Annotated in this window: 18 protein-coding genes; 16 read left to right on the top strand and 2 right to left on the bottom strand. The window is 29.5% G+C overall.

The window, feature by feature from the left end; translation table 11 throughout:
- The first annotated feature begins 3 nt into the window (after positions 1-3).
- From xseB to scpB, 15 genes are all read left to right on the top strand, one after another.
- Complete coding sequence (xseB, locus tag KQH81_RS08475; protein ID WP_027638370.1) at positions 4-222, top strand: exodeoxyribonuclease VII small subunit; 219 nt, start codon at positions 4-6, stop codon at positions 220-222.
- On the top strand, positions 219-1088 hold the full coding sequence (locus KQH81_RS08470; RefSeq protein WP_407647347.1) for a polyprenyl synthetase family protein: 870 nt from the start codon (positions 219-221) through the stop codon (positions 1086-1088). The genes xseB and KQH81_RS08470 overlap by 4 nt, the downstream gene beginning before the upstream one ends.
- Before the next feature lie 13 nt (positions 1089-1101).
- Positions 1102-2961 carry a 1-deoxy-D-xylulose-5-phosphate synthase gene (dxs, locus tag KQH81_RS08465; RefSeq protein WP_230029265.1) on the top strand — a complete coding sequence of 620 codons (1860 nt, stop codon included), beginning with the start codon at positions 1102-1104 and terminating at the stop codon, positions 2959-2961.
- Between the two features lie 23 nt (positions 2962-2984).
- Complete coding sequence (locus KQH81_RS08460; RefSeq protein WP_027638373.1) at positions 2985-3794, top strand: TlyA family RNA methyltransferase; 810 nt, start codon at positions 2985-2987, stop codon at positions 3792-3794.
- A complete protein-coding gene (locus tag KQH81_RS08455; RefSeq protein WP_230029237.1) occupies positions 3781-4662 on the top strand; it encodes an NAD(+)/NADH kinase in 882 nt (293 codons plus the stop codon). The genes KQH81_RS08460 and KQH81_RS08455 overlap by 14 nt, the downstream gene beginning before the upstream one ends.
- Positions 4649-5101 carry an arginine repressor gene (locus KQH81_RS08450; RefSeq protein ID WP_027638375.1) on the top strand — a complete coding sequence of 151 codons (453 nt, stop codon included), beginning with the start codon at positions 4649-4651 and terminating at the stop codon, positions 5099-5101. Before KQH81_RS08455 ends, KQH81_RS08450 begins: the two co-directional genes overlap by 14 nt.
- 20 nt (positions 5102-5121) lie before the next feature.
- Positions 5122-6825, top strand: a complete 1704-nt coding sequence (gene recN, locus KQH81_RS08445) for a DNA repair protein RecN (RefSeq protein ID WP_178310964.1) — start codon at positions 5122-5124, stop codon at positions 6823-6825.
- A gap of 193 nt (positions 6826-7018) precedes the next feature.
- Positions 7019-8239: a SpoIVB peptidase gene (gene spoIVB, locus KQH81_RS08440; protein ID WP_178310966.1), complete on the top strand. Its 1221-nt coding sequence runs from the start codon at positions 7019-7021 to the stop codon at positions 8237-8239.
- Between the two features lie 227 nt (positions 8240-8466).
- The gene (gene spo0A / locus KQH81_RS08435; RefSeq protein WP_027638378.1) at positions 8467-9282 is read left to right on the top strand and encodes a sporulation transcription factor Spo0A; all 816 of its coding nucleotides are present in this window, start codon (positions 8467-8469) and stop codon (positions 9280-9282) included.
- 384 nt (positions 9283-9666) lie between these two features.
- A complete protein-coding gene (gene spoIIM / locus KQH81_RS08430; RefSeq protein ID WP_027638053.1) occupies positions 9667-10290 on the top strand; it encodes a stage II sporulation protein M in 624 nt (207 codons plus the stop codon).
- Between the two features lie 105 nt (positions 10291-10395).
- Complete coding sequence (xerD, locus tag KQH81_RS08425; RefSeq protein ID WP_099335497.1) at positions 10396-11274, top strand: site-specific tyrosine recombinase XerD; 879 nt, start codon at positions 10396-10398, stop codon at positions 11272-11274.
- 100 nt (positions 11275-11374) lie between these two features.
- The gene (locus KQH81_RS08420) at positions 11375-12682 is read left to right on the top strand and encodes a pyrimidine-nucleoside phosphorylase (RefSeq protein WP_230029236.1); all 1308 of its coding nucleotides are present in this window, start codon (positions 11375-11377) and stop codon (positions 12680-12682) included.
- A 107-nt stretch (positions 12683-12789) separates the two neighbouring features.
- On the top strand, positions 12790-13971 hold the full coding sequence (locus KQH81_RS08415) for a D-alanyl-D-alanine carboxypeptidase family protein (RefSeq protein WP_230029234.1): 1182 nt from the start codon (positions 12790-12792) through the stop codon (positions 13969-13971).
- Positions 13972-14077: 106 nt separating this feature from the next.
- Positions 14078-14833, top strand: a complete 756-nt coding sequence (locus tag KQH81_RS08410) for a segregation/condensation protein A (protein ID WP_230029232.1) — start codon at positions 14078-14080, stop codon at positions 14831-14833.
- Positions 14817-15404 carry an SMC-Scp complex subunit ScpB gene (gene scpB, locus KQH81_RS08405; RefSeq protein ID WP_230029264.1) on the top strand — a complete coding sequence of 196 codons (588 nt, stop codon included), beginning with the start codon at positions 14817-14819 and terminating at the stop codon, positions 15402-15404. The genes KQH81_RS08410 and scpB overlap by 17 nt, the downstream gene beginning before the upstream one ends.
- Before the next feature lie 9 nt (positions 15405-15413).
- Here scpB and ytfJ read toward each other — a convergent pair whose 3' ends face one another.
- Positions 15414-15812 carry a GerW family sporulation protein gene (gene ytfJ, locus KQH81_RS08400; RefSeq protein ID WP_099335494.1) on the bottom strand — a complete coding sequence of 133 codons (399 nt, stop codon included), beginning with the start codon at positions 15810-15812 and terminating at the stop codon, positions 15414-15416.
- 9 nt (positions 15813-15821) lie between these two features.
- Positions 15822-16352, bottom strand: coding sequence for a DUF2953 domain-containing protein (locus tag KQH81_RS08395; RefSeq protein WP_230029230.1), 531 nt, complete (start codon positions 16350-16352; stop codon positions 15822-15824).
- A 119-nt stretch (positions 16353-16471) separates the two neighbouring features.
- On the opposite strand from KQH81_RS08395, the gene KQH81_RS08390 reads away from it, so the two are divergent.
- On the top strand, positions 16472-17479 hold the full coding sequence (locus KQH81_RS08390) for a D-alanyl-D-alanine carboxypeptidase family protein (RefSeq protein ID WP_027638061.1): 1008 nt from the start codon (positions 16472-16474) through the stop codon (positions 17477-17479).
- The last annotated feature ends 38 nt before the right edge of the window (positions 17480-17517 follow it).

Genomic DNA, 17517 nt, shown 5'->3' with positions numbered 1-17517 from the left:
ATTATGGCGAAAAAGGCTGAAAAGTATGAAGATAATCTTGAAAAATTACGTGACATTGTAAACATCATGGACAAAAACGAATTACCTTTAGAAGAGGCCATGAAAAAATATGAAGAAGGTATAAAGCTTTGTAATAAGCTTTATGCAACTTTAAAGAACTATGAAGAAAAAATACTCATATTAAACAATGAGGATAAAGAAGAGGAATTTAAAGAGATATGAGTACTATGAATAATTATAAAAAATACATTGAGCAGCATTTAAATGATTATTTTAAAGGTGCAGATGGGTATGATAAACTTATCTATGATTCTATGAAGTATAGCTTAAATCTTGGAGGAAAGAGATTAAGGCCTACTCTTATGATGATGACTTATAAGCTATATAAAAATGATTTTGAAAAAATTCTGCCATTAGCAGTTGCTTTAGAAATGATTCACACATATTCTTTAATTCATGATGATCTACCATGTATGGATAACGATGATTTAAGAAGAGGAAAACCTACTAATCATAAAGTATATGGTGATGGTATTGCAACACTTGCAGGAGATGGACTCTTAAATGAGGCTATGAATATAATGTTTGATTTTTCTTTAAATAATGGAAAAAAAGCTTTAGAGGCATCTGCACTAATAAGCCATGCATCAAGCTGTGAAGGAATGATTGGCGGTCAGGTAGTTGATATAATAAGTGAGGATAAAGAAATAACTATAGATGAACTTATATATATGCACAGCAAAAAAACAGGAGCTCTTATAAAAGTTGCCATATTATCTGGAGCTGTTATGGGAGAAGCTTCTTGTGATGACATAAAGCTTTTAGAAAGTTATGGAGAAAAACTTGGCTTGGCATTTCAAATTATAGATGATATTCTTGATGTAGTAGGAGATGAAAATGTATTAGGCAAGTCTCAAAGTGATGGTAACAATAACAAGAGTAATTTTATAAAATTTTATGGCTTGAATAAGTGTAAAAAATTAAGCCAAAACTTAACTTATGAATGTATAGATATTTTAAAGAAGTTAAATAGGAATACAAAAGAGCTTGAGACCTTAACATTAGAACTTTTAAACAGGAATTTTTAAGAGAATAGGAGAAATATACCAAATGTTAGAAAAATATAAAGAACCAAAAGATATAAAAAACATGTCTTTGGTTGAACTAGGTGTATTATCAGATGACATTAGAAAATTTTTAATAGACAATATATCTAAAACCGGAGGTCATTTAGCATCAAATCTAGGGGTAGTTGAATTAACTATAAGCTTATTTAATGTATTTAATATAGAGCGCGATAAAGTGATTTGGGATGTAGGACATCAAAGTTATGTATATAAGATGCTCACAGGAAGAAAAGATGAATTTAATACATTAAGACAATTTCAAGGCTTAAGTGGTTTTCCAAAACGAAATGAAAGCATATATGATGCTTTTGATACAGGGCATAGCAGTACATCAATATCTGCAGCTCTTGGTATAGCTAGAGCAAGAGATATATTTGAAAAGGATTTTAATGTTATAGCTGTTATTGGAGATGGAGCGCTTACAGGTGGAATGGCTCTTGAAGCCCTAAATGATTTAGGATTTAATAAAACAAAACTTATAATAATACTAAATGATAATCAAATGTCAATTTCGCAAAATGTCGGAGGATTATCTACATATTTAAGTACTATGAGAATGGACCCAGGATATAATAGGTTTAAAAAAGAATTTAATAACACAATGAGAAAAACGTCATTTGGGAAAAGCATAGTAAGTTCTATTAATAAAGTAAAAGACGGAATAAAGCAGATTATAGTTCCAGGAATGCTGTTTGAAGATATGGGAATAAAATATTTAGGACCTATAGACGGACACAACATTAAGGAATTAAGCAGGGTTCTAAAATTGGCCAAAGATTTAAATGAGCCTGTAATAATACACACTATAACTAAAAAAGGAAAAGGATACGAATATGCAGAAAAGTATCCGGACAAATTTCATGGAGTAGGACCATTCAATCCATGTAATGGAGAAAATAAAAAATCATCTTCAGAAACCTATTCTAGCGTATTTGGAGATGAGATGATACAGATTGCAGCTTCTAATAAAAAAGTTGTTGCTATAACTGCCGCTATGCCAGATGGAACTGGACTTAGGGATTTTGCAAAAAAATATCCAAACAGATTTTTTGATGTTGGTATAGCCGAACAACATGCAGTAACACTTGCAGCAGGACTTGCCACTCAAGGAATAAAGCCTGTTTTTGCAGTATATTCAACATTTTTACAAAGAGGTTACGATCAAGTTTTACATGATGTATGTATACAAAATTTGCCTGTAGTCTTTGCTATAGATAGAGCTGGCATAGTTGGAGAAGACGGAGAAACTCATCAAGGTATCTTTGACCTTTCTTATTTAACTCCACTTCCTAATATGACTATAATGGCTCCAAAATGTCTAAAAGATCTAAGGCTCATGTTAAATTGGGCAACTAAATATAAAGACGGTCCAGTGGCAATTAGATATCCACGTGGAGGAGAAGATAAGAACCTAGAATTTACTCCTCTTGAAAATATTGATTTTGGCAAGTGGAACATATTAAGCCATGGAGAAAAGGTTGCTATAATTGCTACAGGTAAAATGGTGACTCAGGTACTGAAAGTAAAAGATGATTTGAAAGAAAAGGGAATCAATCCTTTAATCATAGATGCATATTTTATAAAACCTATAGATAAGGATCTTATAAAATATTTAGTAGATAATAATTATAAAATTTTGACTATAGAAGACAACATTGTGGCAAGTGGACTTGGATCTCAAACGCTAGCTTATGCAAATTCATTAAAGAAACCATTTATAATGAAGAATTTAGGCTACAGAGATAGATTTGTACCACATGGAGATATAGAAAGTTTATACAAATTATCAAAATTAGATGTAGAGTCAATTAAAAAAGAAGTTATAGAACTTTAAGTAAAAAAATTGAGGAGTTAACAATGGGAGAAGCAAAAGAAAGACTTGATATTTTATTGGTAAATAAGGGCTTTTTTCAATCTAGGGAAAGAGCTAAAGCTAGTATAATGGCTGGAGATATTTTTGTAGATGGTATGAGAGTAGATAAAGCTGGTGAACGTGTAAAGGTCATAAGTAATATTGAAGTAAGAGGAGCAGAACTTCCATATGTAAGCAGAGGTGGCCTTAAACTTGAAAAGGCTATAGCGGAGTTCGGTATAGATTTAAACGAAAAAGTTTCAATGGACGTAGGTGCATCCACTGGTGGATTTACGGATTGTATGCTTCAAAATGGGGCAGTAAAGGTATTTTCAATTGATGTTGGGTACGGTCAATTCGCATGGAAATTAAGAATAGATCCTAGAGTTGTATGCATGGAACGTACAAACATAAGATATGTGGAAAAAGACTCTATAGGAATGGATATAGACTTTTCCAGTATAGATGTGTCATTCATATCCTTGAAAAAGGTAATTCCTAAAGTGATAGAACTCTTAGGTGAAAAAGGAGAAGTAGTGGCACTTATAAAACCACAATTTGAAGCAGGACGAGAAAAAGTTGGTAAAAAAGGTGTAGTAAGAGAAGCCTCAACCCATAAAGAAGTTATAGAGGGCATAGTTAACTATTTAAAAGAAATGAACATGAATATATTAAATTTAAGCTTCTCTCCAATTAAAGGACCAGAAGGAAATATAGAGTATTTAGTATATTTTTCAAAGAATTCTAAAAAGACTTCAAATTTTTATGAAGGGCTTATAGATGAAATAGTAAATAAATCTCATGAAAACTTATAGATATTTGGTTGGTGAAAGTATGAGGACAATAGGTATTAACGTCAATACTACAAAGGATAAAGACGGAAATGTTGTAAAGACGATAAAAGATATTATCAGTTCTAAGCTAGGTTCAGAAATATTAGTATTTAAAGATTCTAAAGGATTGACAAAAGAGAAATGTTCTAAATTAGACTTTATTATTGCATTAGGTGGAGATGGGACTATATTAAGTACAGCTAGAAAAGTATCAAAATATGAGATACCTATATTAGGAGTTAATATAGGTACCTTAGGATTTTTAGCTGCCGTTGAAATGTCTCAATTTGAAGATGCAATTATGGAAATTAGAGATGGAAGTTACGCTATAGAAGATAGAGTAATGATAGGGTGTGAAATCAACGGAAAGAAATTCTCTGCCCTTAATGACATTTTTATACAAAAAGGAACTTTGTCTAGTATAATAGATTTTTATATAGAAGTTGATGGGAAATTTTATGCGTCGTTTATAGCAGATGGAGTAATTTTTTCTACTCCAACAGGATCGACAGCATATTCATTATCAGCAGGAGGACCTGTGTTATTTCCTACTTTAGATGTATTAGAAATAACACCTATATGTCCACATACTCAAGGAATAAAAACTTTAATAATACCATGTGATTTAAATATAAAAATAAGGATAAAATCTAAAGATGACAATGTTTTTTTAAGTATTGATGGACAAGAATCTGTAATTTTAAATAAAATTTCATCAGTATCTTTAACTAAAAACAATTTTAAATGTAAAGTTATAAGATTAAATGACTATGATTATTTTGATATACTAAGAAATAAAATTCTTTGGAGAACTATGGAATGTGCAGGTGATAATTATGAAGATAAATAGACATGAAAAAATATTGGAACTCATAAAACTTAAGGACATAGAAACTCAAGAAGAACTTGCTCATGAACTTCGTGAAAATGGATTTAATGTAACTCAAGCTACAGTTTCAAGAGATATAAAAAATCTTCAACTTCTAAAGGTATTAACAAGAAAAGGAACTTATAAGTATGTTAGTCCACAAAAAAATAGCATGACTGATTTTTCTGACAAGCTAGTCAGTGTGTTTTCTCATACTGTGATTAGTGTTGAGCAGATAGATAATTTTGTAATAGTAAAAACTTTATCAGGTTCTGCGCCAGCAGCTGCAGAAGCGCTTGACGTATTAGGTCTTAATGAAGTGGCAGGAACTATAGCAGGGGATAACACTATATTCATTCTTGCAAGAAGTAAGGATATGGCAGAAACTATAGTAGAGAGAATTAATGAAATAACTGAGTAATTTAATAAGGTGGGAAATAGATGCTTCTTCAATTAAATATAAATAACTTTGCATTAATTGAAAAATTGTCGTTATGCTTTGATAAAGGATTCAATGTTCTTACCGGAGAAACAGGTGCAGGAAAATCTATTTTGATAGATGCTATAAATTATGTACTAGGAAGCAAATTTAATAGGGATCTCATAAGAACGGGTGAAAATAAAACCTATGTAGAAGCAGTATTTACTATTGAAACAAGCAAAGTTAAAAAATTTTTAGAAAATCAAAACATAGAATACGATGATCTCATAATAATAAGCAGGGAATCATTTCAAAATGGTAAGACTATTGCTAAAATTAATAATAAATCTGTTATACTTTCCACATTAAAGGAATTGTCGTCAGTGCTTTTAGATATACATGGGCAGCATGAAAACCAAAATTTATTGGATGTAGAAAAGCACATCTTTTATTTAGATTCTTATGGAGAGTTAGATTTAATAAAATCTTTACAAGAATATACTGCTAAATATAATGATCTTAGGGAGCTAAAGAATAAGATTAATTATTTAAATGGGAATGGTGATAGAGAAAATATAATAAATTATCTTGAATATCAAATCAAGGATATAGAGGAAGCTAAATTTATATCTAATGAGGAGATAGAACTAAGAGAGAGATTTAATATATTAAACAATGCCGAAAAAATAAACTACTCCATTAATAGCAGCTATTCTATATTATACAATAGCACTGATGAAGCTATGTCAGTTTATGATGCTTTAGGAGTTGCTATAAAGGAATTAAAGCCTATTGAGAAGCATTTAGATAGGATTAAATCCATTGCAGAAAGCTTAGAGAATTTTTACTTTAATTTAGAAGATATAATATCCGCATTAAGGGATATAAAAGATTCTGTTGTATATGATGAAAACGAACTTGAGAGAACTAATAGAAGAATTTATACTATAGATGCATATAAAAAGAGATATGGTAAAGAATCAGTTGAAGAACTAATAAAATTTAAAGAGTCTTTAATTAAAGAATATAATGAGATAGTTAATAGAGAAGAGATCATAGAAAAACTCAAAATTGAGCAAGGAGTACTTGAAGAAAAACTTCAGGTAATAGCAGATAAACTCCATGAAAAAAGAGTGAAAATTAGTGAGACTTTAACAAAAAGCATTCAAAATGAGTTAAATTACATAGGTCTTGAGAAAAGTCGATTTTTTATAGATATATCTGTAGAAAATGAGTTTAGAGAAAATGGAAAAGATAAAGTTCAGTTTTTAATTTCTACAAATCCTGGCGAGCCATTAAAACCATTGGAGCGTATAGTATCTGGTGGTGAACTTTCTAGAATAATGTTAGCTCTAAAGACTGTTTTTGTAGATAAGGATGAAATTCCTACAGTAATTTTTGATGAGATTGATACTGGAATAAGTGGAAGAGTAGCACAAAGTGTAGCTGAAAAAATGTATGTAATTTCTGATGATCACCAAGTATTTTGTGTAACGCATCTTCCACAAATAGCATCTATGTCTGATTATCATTTCAAAGTTGCAAAAGATGTAATAGATAATAAAACTTATACTAATGTTATTCAATTATCTCATAAAGAAAAAGAAGAAGAGATCGCAAGAATGATAGGTGGAGTAGAGATTACAAAAATAACCTTAGAAAATTCAAAAGAACTTATAAAGTTAGCACAAAATAAAAAAAATAAATTAAAAAAACACACATAAATTAAATAAATTAAGGGAAAAATAACCATGGGTATTTTAGCTATGGTTATTTATTTTTTGATAAACAATATTTAAATGAAGAGGTAGTTTTTTTGAAAAGATAAATTTCATTTACTTTTATAACACATAAAACACAACATAATAATTTTTTAATGAGGGCAATTTAAGAGTAAACTAAAAAGGAGGAGATAGTGTGAGAAATAAGAAAGTTATAAAGATATCCTCATTATTAGCTCCAATTTTTCTATGCGTTTGCTCTTTAGTAAGTGGAGTAAGAACTTTACCAGACACAGTATATGTAAAGGCAAATGAAAAGAATATTGAGAGTCATGTTCTTTCTTCGTATAGCAACACTTGTGCTACAAACAGCACTATTAACATTAATGATGAAAGCAATATGGCCGAGGTAAAGTTATTAGGTGTTCTTCCTGTAAAGTCAATTAAAGTAAAAAATATGCCTGATTTAGAGCTTTATCCCGGAGGAACACCAGTAGGTATAAAAATTAGCACAGAAGGATTATTGGTAGTAGCTTTTTCTGATATAGAAAATGAGAATGGAAAGATAGTAAGTCCAGCCCAAGAATGTGGAATAAATATAGGGGACATAATATTGGAAGCTGATGGTATAAAAGTAAAAAGCTCAGAAGAGCTAATAAAAATAATTAATAAAGAAAAAGATAAAACTATAGATCTTTTGATAATGAGAAAAAATGAAAAAATTGAAAAAAAGTTAGTTCCAATAAAATGTGATAAGGATGACAAATATAAAATAGGTCTTTGGCTTAGAGATTCTACGGCTGGTGTTGGAACCTTGACCTTTTATGATAAAAATACAAAAAAATTTGCTGCATTAGGTCACCCTATTACTGATGTTGATACAAATACCTTAATAAATATAGGAAAAGGAAATATAGTTCAATCTTCTATAATAAATGTAAGAAAAGGTGTTAGAGGAAATCCAGGAGAATTAAAAGGGATTTTTGTAGATGAAGATATGAGCATGGGAGATATTATAGATAACACCCAATGTGGAATATTTGGAAAAACTAAAAAAGACTTAATAAATCCTATTTTCAATAAACCTTTAAAAATAGGATTAAGAAATGAAATAAAAGAAGGTCCAGCACAAATAATAACTACTATTGATGAAAATGGACCTCAACTTTATGATATATCTATAGAAAAGTTGCTAGTACAAGATAAACCAGGACCTAAAAGTATGATAATAAAAGTAACCGACAAGACATTATTAGAAAAAACTGGTGGTATTATCCAAGGAATGAGTGGTAGTCCTATAATCCAAAATGACAAAATTGTAGGAGCAGTGACTCATGTCCTTATCAATAAACCCGATACAGGATACGGTATATATATTGAATGGATGATACAAGATTCTGGTATTTTAGCGAAATAACTAGCATTTATCTAAATTTAATAGTAAAATGAAAGCAAGAATAGCAAATAAAATTTTATAAAATGCTATTCTTGCTTTTTAAGCGTATATAGAGTAAATAAAAATAAAATAATAAATAAATTTATTATTTTTTCACAAAAAAGAATAATTTAGAAGGAATTTAGGTTTTTTTATAGAATATTTTAATTGTTAAGAAATGGAATTTAATATTGGAGGAGAGAATAACTATGGATCAAAACAAAATCACAGTTCTTATAGCAGATGATAATAAGGAATTTTGCAATATTTTAAACGATTACTTACTTAATCAAATGGATATACAAGTTATCGGTACAGCAAAAGATGGCTTGGAAGCATTAAGCTTAATCGAAGAAAGAAAACCTGATTTAGTAGTACTAGATATTATAATGCCTCATTTAGATGGATTAGGAGTGCTAGAAAAGTTAAATACTATGAATTTAAATCCTATGCCAAGAATAATAGTTCTTTCAGCAGTTGGACAAGACAAAATAACACAAAGAGCAATTACTCTAGGTGCAGATTATTATGTAATAAAACCTTTTGACATGGAAGTATTTACTCAAAGAATAAGACAAATGTTTAACAATACAATAAGTAGTGAGGAGTCTAAAAAGTCTGTTTCTATAGGAACTGTACAAGACACAAAAGTTAATTCAAAGAAAGAGCCAATGGATTTGGAAGCAGAAATAACAAATATAATTCATGAAATTGGAGTTCCAGCTCACATAAAAGGATATATGTATTTAAGAGAAGCTATAACAATGGTTGTAGAAGATATGGAACTATTATCAGCTGTAACTAAAGAATTATACCCTTCTATAGCTAAGAAATACAATACAACAGCTTCTAGAGTAGAAAGAGCAATAAGGCATGCAATAGAAGTAGCGTGGGGCAGAGGTCAAGTAGAGGCTATAAACAAGCTATTTGGATATACTGTTCATAATGATAAAGGCAAGCCAACTAATAGTGAATTTATTGCAATGGTAGCAGACAAGCTTAGACTTAAAAATAAGGTAAGCTAATTGGAGAATAAAGTAAGTAAAATGAACGGTGGACAAATAATTTAAAAAGTTAAATCTATTTTGTTCATAATAGCAAAGTGTATTTGATGCTAATAAATATTAAAGTAGAAAATAAGACACTTTTTATCAATTTGAAAAATTTTTTAATTGGTAGAAAGTGTTTTTTTATTAATTAATAAAATTTATATTAAATAATTTAATATGTTTACTTTCTAAAGTAATAGGCAAGATATTGATATTAGTGCAATGATATAATTTAAATTCTACAGTATAATTAACCATACTATTTTTATTGATTAATCTTAAATTTATTTTATAGAATAAAAACTTTCATAGCTCACTAAGTTGTGTCATAAATATAAGTATAGTGAGGAGGGATTTTATATGAAAATAAATTTTCTTGAAGGTTGTAGAAAACATATAAATGAAAATTACATTCTTTATATAGTTTCTTTTATGTTTGTTCTTATAGGTGTTGTAATGGGTATGTATGTGGTAAGATATATGGGTGATACATATAAAAACGATTTATCAAATTATTTATTAAGCTTTGTAAATGAAATTGGAGGTACTGAGATAAACAATAAATATATGCTTTTTCAAGGTATAAAAAATAATGTTTTAATATTGGGAGCTATATATATACTAGGTTTTACTATAGTAGGAATACCTTTTATCTTTGTTATAGACTTAATAAAAGGATTTACATTAGGATTTAGTTCGGCAGTTATAATAAACTCCTTAGGAACTAAAGGAATGATTTTTTCACTGTTAACGCTAGTTCCACAAAATCTTATATACGTGCCATGTATAATGTTTGCTTCTGTATTTTCTATAAATGTGGCATGGGGGAAAATAAAAGGCAAACTAAATAAATCCTATCCAGATGCTAAAGTAAATTCATCTTTTTGTACTTATGTAATGCTTGCAAGCATATTAGTAATCACTTTAGGAGCCATAGTGGAAGGCTATTTTTCTCCTTTCTTATTGAGCATAATATATAAATAATAAGTTATAAATTTATTATTTATTACAAAGGAATAAAGGGATTTTATGATAAATGTCGAATTATTTAGGATACAGCATTAATAATAATTAAGTAGGAGAGAGTTTATGGAGGATATAGTATTAGGTTATATTACTTACCTTAAAAAGAAAAAGCTTTCCGAGAGTACCATAGAATCTTATAAAAGAGATTTGAATAAGTATGTTTCTTTTATCAAAGAGAAAGATGAAGATTTAAAAGAAGCAGATGATATAACTATTATGGCATTTATTCAAAATTTATTAAGAGAAAAAATCTCAAATTCTTCTATAAATAGAAATATAGTTACTATAAGGGGGTTTTATAAGTACCTTTATAAAAAGGGAATTATTGATAGTTCGCCTGTAATAAGCTATGACTTACCAAAGGTTGAGAGAAACCTTCCAGAAACTCTTACTATAGAAGAAGTAGAGAAGCTTTTATCCATGCCTGATCTAGATACTGAAAAGGGTATCAGAGATAAGGCTATGCTAGAGCTTATGTATGCTACCGGAATGAAAGTTACAGAACTTATAAATTTAACTATATTTGATATCAATTTAAAAATGAATTATATAAAGTGCAAGGGCACTAAAGACAAAGAACGAGTGATTCCTTTAGGATCAGTAGCAGTAAGATGTATTGAAAAATATTTAGAATCTAGAAATTTATATGTAGTACCAGATAACAATCTATTATTTTTTAATTCTAGAGGACATAAAATGACTAGGCAGGGTTTTTGGAAGATAGTAAAGGAATATGTTGAGGAAGCACATTTAGATAAACATGTAAATTTATATACCTTAAGACATTCTTTCGCAGTCCATCTTTTAGAGAATGGAGCTGACATTAAATCTGTTCAGGAATTGCTAGGTCATGTGGATTTATCAGCTACTCAAATATATTCTAGTATCACTAAAAAGAATAAATTAGCTGAGGTATACAAAAATGCTCATCCTCGTGCGTAAAAACTATCTATGTGAAAGTTATATAAACTTCGCATAAAGTTAAAAATACATTTATAAATTTTACTATATTAATAGAACTTTAATGAGGAGATGTTTACTTATGAGAATGTATGATTTAATTTTGAAAAAGAGAAATGGAGAAGAACTTTCCAAGGAAGAGATAAATTTCTTTGTTGATGGATATACCAAGGGAGAAATTCCAGATTACCAGGTGTCATCACTTTTAATGGCTATATATTTTCAAAAAATGAATAGTAGAGAAACTGCAGACCTTACTATGGCTATGGTGAACTCTGGAGACATATTAAGCTTAAAGGATATAGAAGGAATAAAAGTTGATAAGCATAGTACAGGTGGTGTAGGTGATACAACAACTTTAGTACTTGGACCAATGGTAGCATCATTAGGAATTCCAGTTGCAAAAATGTCTGGAAGAGGTCTTGGCCATACTGGAGGAACTATTGATAAGCTTGAGTCATTTAAAGGATTTTCAGTAGAAATGCCTGAAGAAAAATTTATAAGAAATGTAAACAATATAAAACTTGCAGTAGGAGGTCAAACAGGTGATTTAGCTCCTGCAGATAAAAAGTTATATGCACTAAGAGACGTTACAGGAACAGTAGATAATATTTCTCTTATTGCTTCAAGTATAATGAGCAAGAAGATAGCAGCTGGTGCAGATGCAATAGTTTTAGATGTAAAAGTTGGAGAAGGAGCTTTTATGAAAACTAAAGAGGATGCTCTTCATTTAGCAAAAGAAATGGTTTCAATAGGACGCAATTTAAAGAGAAACACAGTTGCTGTTATTTCTGATATGGATCAGCCTTTAGGAAAAGCTATTGGAAACGCTTTAGAGGTTGAAGAAGCCATAGAAACTTTAAAAGGAAATGGACCAAAAGATCTATTAGAACTATGCATGACTTTAGGAAGTGAAATGGTTGTATTAGCTGAAAAAGCTAAAGATAAAAATGAAGCTAGACAGATGCTAATGGAAACTATAGAATCTGGTAAAGCATTAAATAAGCTAAAAGAATTTGTTGTAGCTCAAGGAGGAGACATAAGCCCTATAGATGATACATCATTATTCCCACATGCTAAATATGTAATACCTGTTGAAAGTGACAGAGACGGTGTTGTATGCAAAATACATTCTCAAAATATAGGTATTATAGCTATGGAATTAGGAGCAGGAAGAGCTACCAAAGAAAGTACTATAGATTTAGCAGTAGGGTTAGTTCTTAATAAAAAAAGAGGAGAAAAAGTATCAAAGGGTGATGTAATAGCATACATACATGCTAATGATATGGAAAAGGCAGAAAAAGCGAAAGCTAAAATACTTGAGAGCTACGTTATAGAGAAGGACTATGAAGATAATATTCCATTAATATATGAAGTAGTTACAAAATAATAAAAATAAAAATCCTGATAGAATATAATACTATTCTGTCAGGATTTTATTTTTTTAGTGATAATTTAAATGAAATGGGAAAAGATATATTTGAAAGGAGGGTATGTATGAATACAAAAAATAAAAAAATAATATCATCTATACTAGCTGGAATATTATCTTTTTCTATTATAGGATCAGCTGGAAATGTTATAGCGAAAGCAGAGGAAAGTAAAGGACTAGATGTAGAGGCTAAGTCTGCTATACTCTTAGAACCTACAAGTGGTGAGGTTCTTTACGAAAAAAATTCTAAAGAAAAGTTTGCACCTGCTTCAGTTACAAAAGTTATGACAATGCTTTTAACTATGGAGGCTGTTGATAGCGGTAAAATTAAGCTTTCAGATAAAGTTACCTGCAGTGAAAATGCAAAAAAGATGGGTGGAAGCACAATGCTTCTTGATACTGGAGAAGTAAGAACTGTAGAAGAACTATTAAAAGGTGTTGGTATAGCATCAGGAAATGATGCTGCTGTTGCATTAGCAGAATACTTAGGGGGTAGTGAAGATGCCTTCGTTGTAATGATGAACACTAGAGCTAAAGAGCTAGGTATGAATGATACAACATTTAAAAATTGTAATGGACTTCCTGCAGAAGGACACGTATCAACTGCAAATGATATATCTATAATGTCAAGGGAACTTTTAAAGCATCCTACTATATTAAAATACACAGGTACATATATGGAGACAATATCAGAAGGAAGAAAGAGTCCTATAGAGCTTGTAAATCATAATAAACTTGTTAGATTCTTTAAGGGATGTGATGGTTTAAAAACAGGCTATACAGAAGAAGCTAAATATTGTATATCAGCTACATCAGTTAGAGAAGGGGTTAGAGTTCTAGCTGTAATTATGGGAGCTCCTAGCTATAAGATAAGAAATAGAGATGCCAGCATGCTTATGAACTATGGATTTTCTAAATTCTACAGTAAAAAGATAGTATCTAAAGATGATGATGTAGAAAAAATATTCTTAGACAGATATAAAGATAAATTTTTCATAGCTAAAGCTGCGGAAGATTTAAGTGTAACATTATCAAAAGGCAAAGAAGTAGAAATAACTCCTCAGTTAATATTAGATGAAAATAAAAAGTCATTTAAAGAAGGAGAAATTATAGGTACTTGCAAATATTACTCTGGAGAAAATTTAATTGGAGAAGTTAAAATATACAGTGACAGAGATGTCAAAAAGGGAACTTTCTTTGATAATATGAAGTACAATATAAAGAACCTTTTAAAAGGTGCAATTTAAAATAATGAGTCCTGTTATTATAGCAGGACTCATTATTGCGTCTTTATGATATAATTGATATTATATCTATGAGATTTAATGTTAATAAAGTAGGTGAACGAAAACAGTGTCAAATTTAAATATAAAACTTCAAAACTTTGAAGGACCTTTTGACTTATTGCTTCATCTTATTAAGAAAAATAAGATGAATATTTATGATATTAAAATTTATGATATCACTAACCAATATATAGAGTATTTAAAAAGCATGAAGGAAATGGATCTAGAACTTACCTCGGAATTTATAGTTATGGCAGCTACACTTTTGGAAATAAAGTCAAAGATGCTCTTACCCAAGCCTAAAATTGAAGAAGAGGAAGAAGACCCAAGAAAATTCCTTATGGAAAAGCTTATAGAGTATAAAAAATATAAGAGTTTATCAAACTTATTATTAGAAAGACGTGGAGATGATGGATATGTTTTCTGTAAAAAGCCAGAAATCATTGAAGATACTCTTCCAAAAGATAATAGCGAATTATTGAAGAATTTGACAATGCTTGAACTATATAATATATTTAATAATCTTATGAACATATATACAAATAAAATAAACAAGACTAATGTTATAGAAAGACAAATTCCTATTGATAAGTTTAAACTTGAAGATAAGTTAATTGAAGTTAGAAATATTCTTATGAAAAAAAGAAAGTTAAAATTCTCAGATCTAGAATCTATATGTAGCTGTAAAATGGAAGTAATAGTGACATTTTTAGCAGTTCTAGAACTTATGAAGGAAAAAGAAGTAACAGTACTACAACCACTTAATTTTGACAAGATATATATAGAAGGAGTTGCCAAGAATGAATATGATGTCACAGTGTGAAATAAGACAAGTTTACGATAGAAAAAGATATATATCTATAATAGAATCTCTGCTTTTTGCTAGTGGAGACCCTATGAAAGCGAAGGATATAGCTAGTATTTTAGAATGCTCGGAAAGCTATACTAAGGAAATTCTAGAAGAACTAAGAATTGAGTATAATAAAGAAGAAAGAGGAATAAAACTAGTATGTATAAATAAGATGTATCAGTTAGTTACAAAACCTGAAAACAGTGATTATATTCAAAAAATATTAAAGACTAATTCTAGACAATCTCTATCTCAAGCCGCTATAGAATCTCTAGCAATAATTGCTTACAAGCAGCCAATAACAAGAGTAGAAATAGATGAGATAAGGGGCGTAAAAAGTGAAAGTGCCATACAAAGGCTTCTAGAGAGAAATCTCATAAAAGAGTGCGGAAGAAAAGAAGTAATAGGAAGACCTATCCTTTATGGAACTACAGATGAATTTTTGCGTCAGTTTCAATTAGAAAACCTAAAAGAACTTCCAACCATAGATGAATTATCAGAAAAAGAAATCGCATTAGAAAATATAGATGAAGAAGAAGAGTAAAGAATGTCTTTACTCTTCATTGTTTTTATCTTTACAAAATGCATCTTTAAACATATCGATTACTTGAGGAATTGTGTCTACAATCTTATCATAAGTATTATCTGCATCCACTGGAAGCAATCTTACAGTTTCATTATGAATTACTAGAAATGCCACAGGTTTTACTGAAACTCCAGCACCAGAACCACCACCAAATGGGTTATTAGATGGCACAGGTGTAGTGTTAGCCTTTAAAGGAAATTCTGAACCACCAGAAGCAAAACCAAAACTAACTTTTGATATAGGCACTATGGTTGTAGTACCATCTTTAGTCTGAACAGCTTCTCCTACAATTGTATCTACGTCTATCATATCACGTAGATTTTCCATTGTAGATTTCATCAAATTTTCTATTGGATGATTTTCCATAAACAATAGCTAAGCGTGGCTTAGCTGCACCTCCTTTTCAAAATCTTTTCTGTGAAAATAATAAAATTTAATAGTAGCAAATGCTATATATATAAGTTTTGCTAAAGTTACATAAATTATACTCTCTGATTTAAAAGAAAAAATTGTATTATTAAAATGCGGTACTATATTAAACTTAAAATCTGATATGTTGAATACTATAGCTATAAGTCTATACACAGGATAATTAAGAGAATTTAGAATGCCATAAAGTATAGCTAAATTTGCAGTATCCTCAATTCCTATGTCTATATTAATATTTGTTTTAATGTTCAATTTTATAGAAGACTTATCTAAAAAATTTATAAAATCTTTGATGAAATGAATTTTCATTTTCTTTTTAGTTTTTCTTTTTTCTTTTTTAGATTCACCTTTTGGTGCTTTAAACTTCAATTTTTTATTATAAAAAAACAGCTGAATTTTTTTGTCAACATAATTAATCTTTACTTTTAAAGGGATTGGTATAAATAAAATTAATACTATAATGAATACCCAAACCATGAAAAAAATACCTCCATTAATAGTAGTATTGACTTAAAAATAGTAAAATAAACCACAAAAATAATTATTTAAAAAATGGATAAAATAATATGGAGTTATTTCATGAGAGGATGATAAAAATGAAAAAGTCTATAAAAATAATAAGCATTTTACTTATATTTAATATACTTTTTTTAGGCGCTGCTCCTAAAAACAGCAGTGATAACAAAGTAAAAAATATTAAAGTTGATGCTAGAAGTGCTATTGCAGTTGATGCAAATAGTAAAAGAGTTTTATACGATAAGGGTTCTCATAATATAATGCCCATGGCGAGTACAACAAAAATCATAACTTCATTAGTAGCAATAAAATATGGCAATCTAGATGAAGAATTTGAGATAAGCGGAAATGCATCATCTATAAGAGGCTCTAAAGTGGGATATAAAAAAGGAGAAAAAATAAAATTAAGAGAACTTCTATATGGACTTATGTATAAGTCAGGAAATGATGCTGCTATAGCTATTGCAGAAGGAGTAAGCGGATCTGTTGAGGAATTTGTGAAGGTCATGAATGAGTATGCTAAAGAAATAGGACTTATGGATTCCTCCTTTGAATCACCTCACGGTCTAGATAGCAACAAACACTATTCTAGTGCTTATGATTTAGCAATGGCCACAATAAAAGCACATGAAGAACCTTTTTTTAATGAAATAACCTCTACTAAATCTGTTGATGGAAACGAAAAAGGATTTTCTAGAAGCTATCAAAACATAAACAAAATTCTTTGGCAGATTCCAGGTGCCAATGGAGTTAAAACAGGATACACAGGAAATGCAGGAAAATGTCTAGTTTCTTCTGTAAATAATGGAACAAGTGATATAATAATAGTTGTTTTAAATTGTCCTGGGAGATGGAAAGAAACAGAAAAAATATACAACTATACAAAAGAAAAATATGAATATAAAACACCATTAATTAATGAGAATCTTCCAAAAGACATAAAAGAAAAGAAACTTCCATTTATGAAAGACAGCAACATAACCTACACAATAAATGTAAATGAAGAAGTCCTAGAAGAAAATAAACTTAAAGGTACAGTTAGGGTATATGAAAATGAAAAAGAAATATATCTAATATATGTATACTAAAGATTCAAATGCTAGATTGATATTAGTAATTCAATCTA

Origin of the sequence: Clostridium cadaveris, assembly GCF_020911725.1 — a bacterium.
Lineage (GTDB): Bacteria > Bacillota > Clostridia > Clostridiales > Clostridiaceae > Clostridium_X > Clostridium_X cadaveris.
This window is presented reverse-complemented; position numbering and strand designations above follow the sequence as displayed.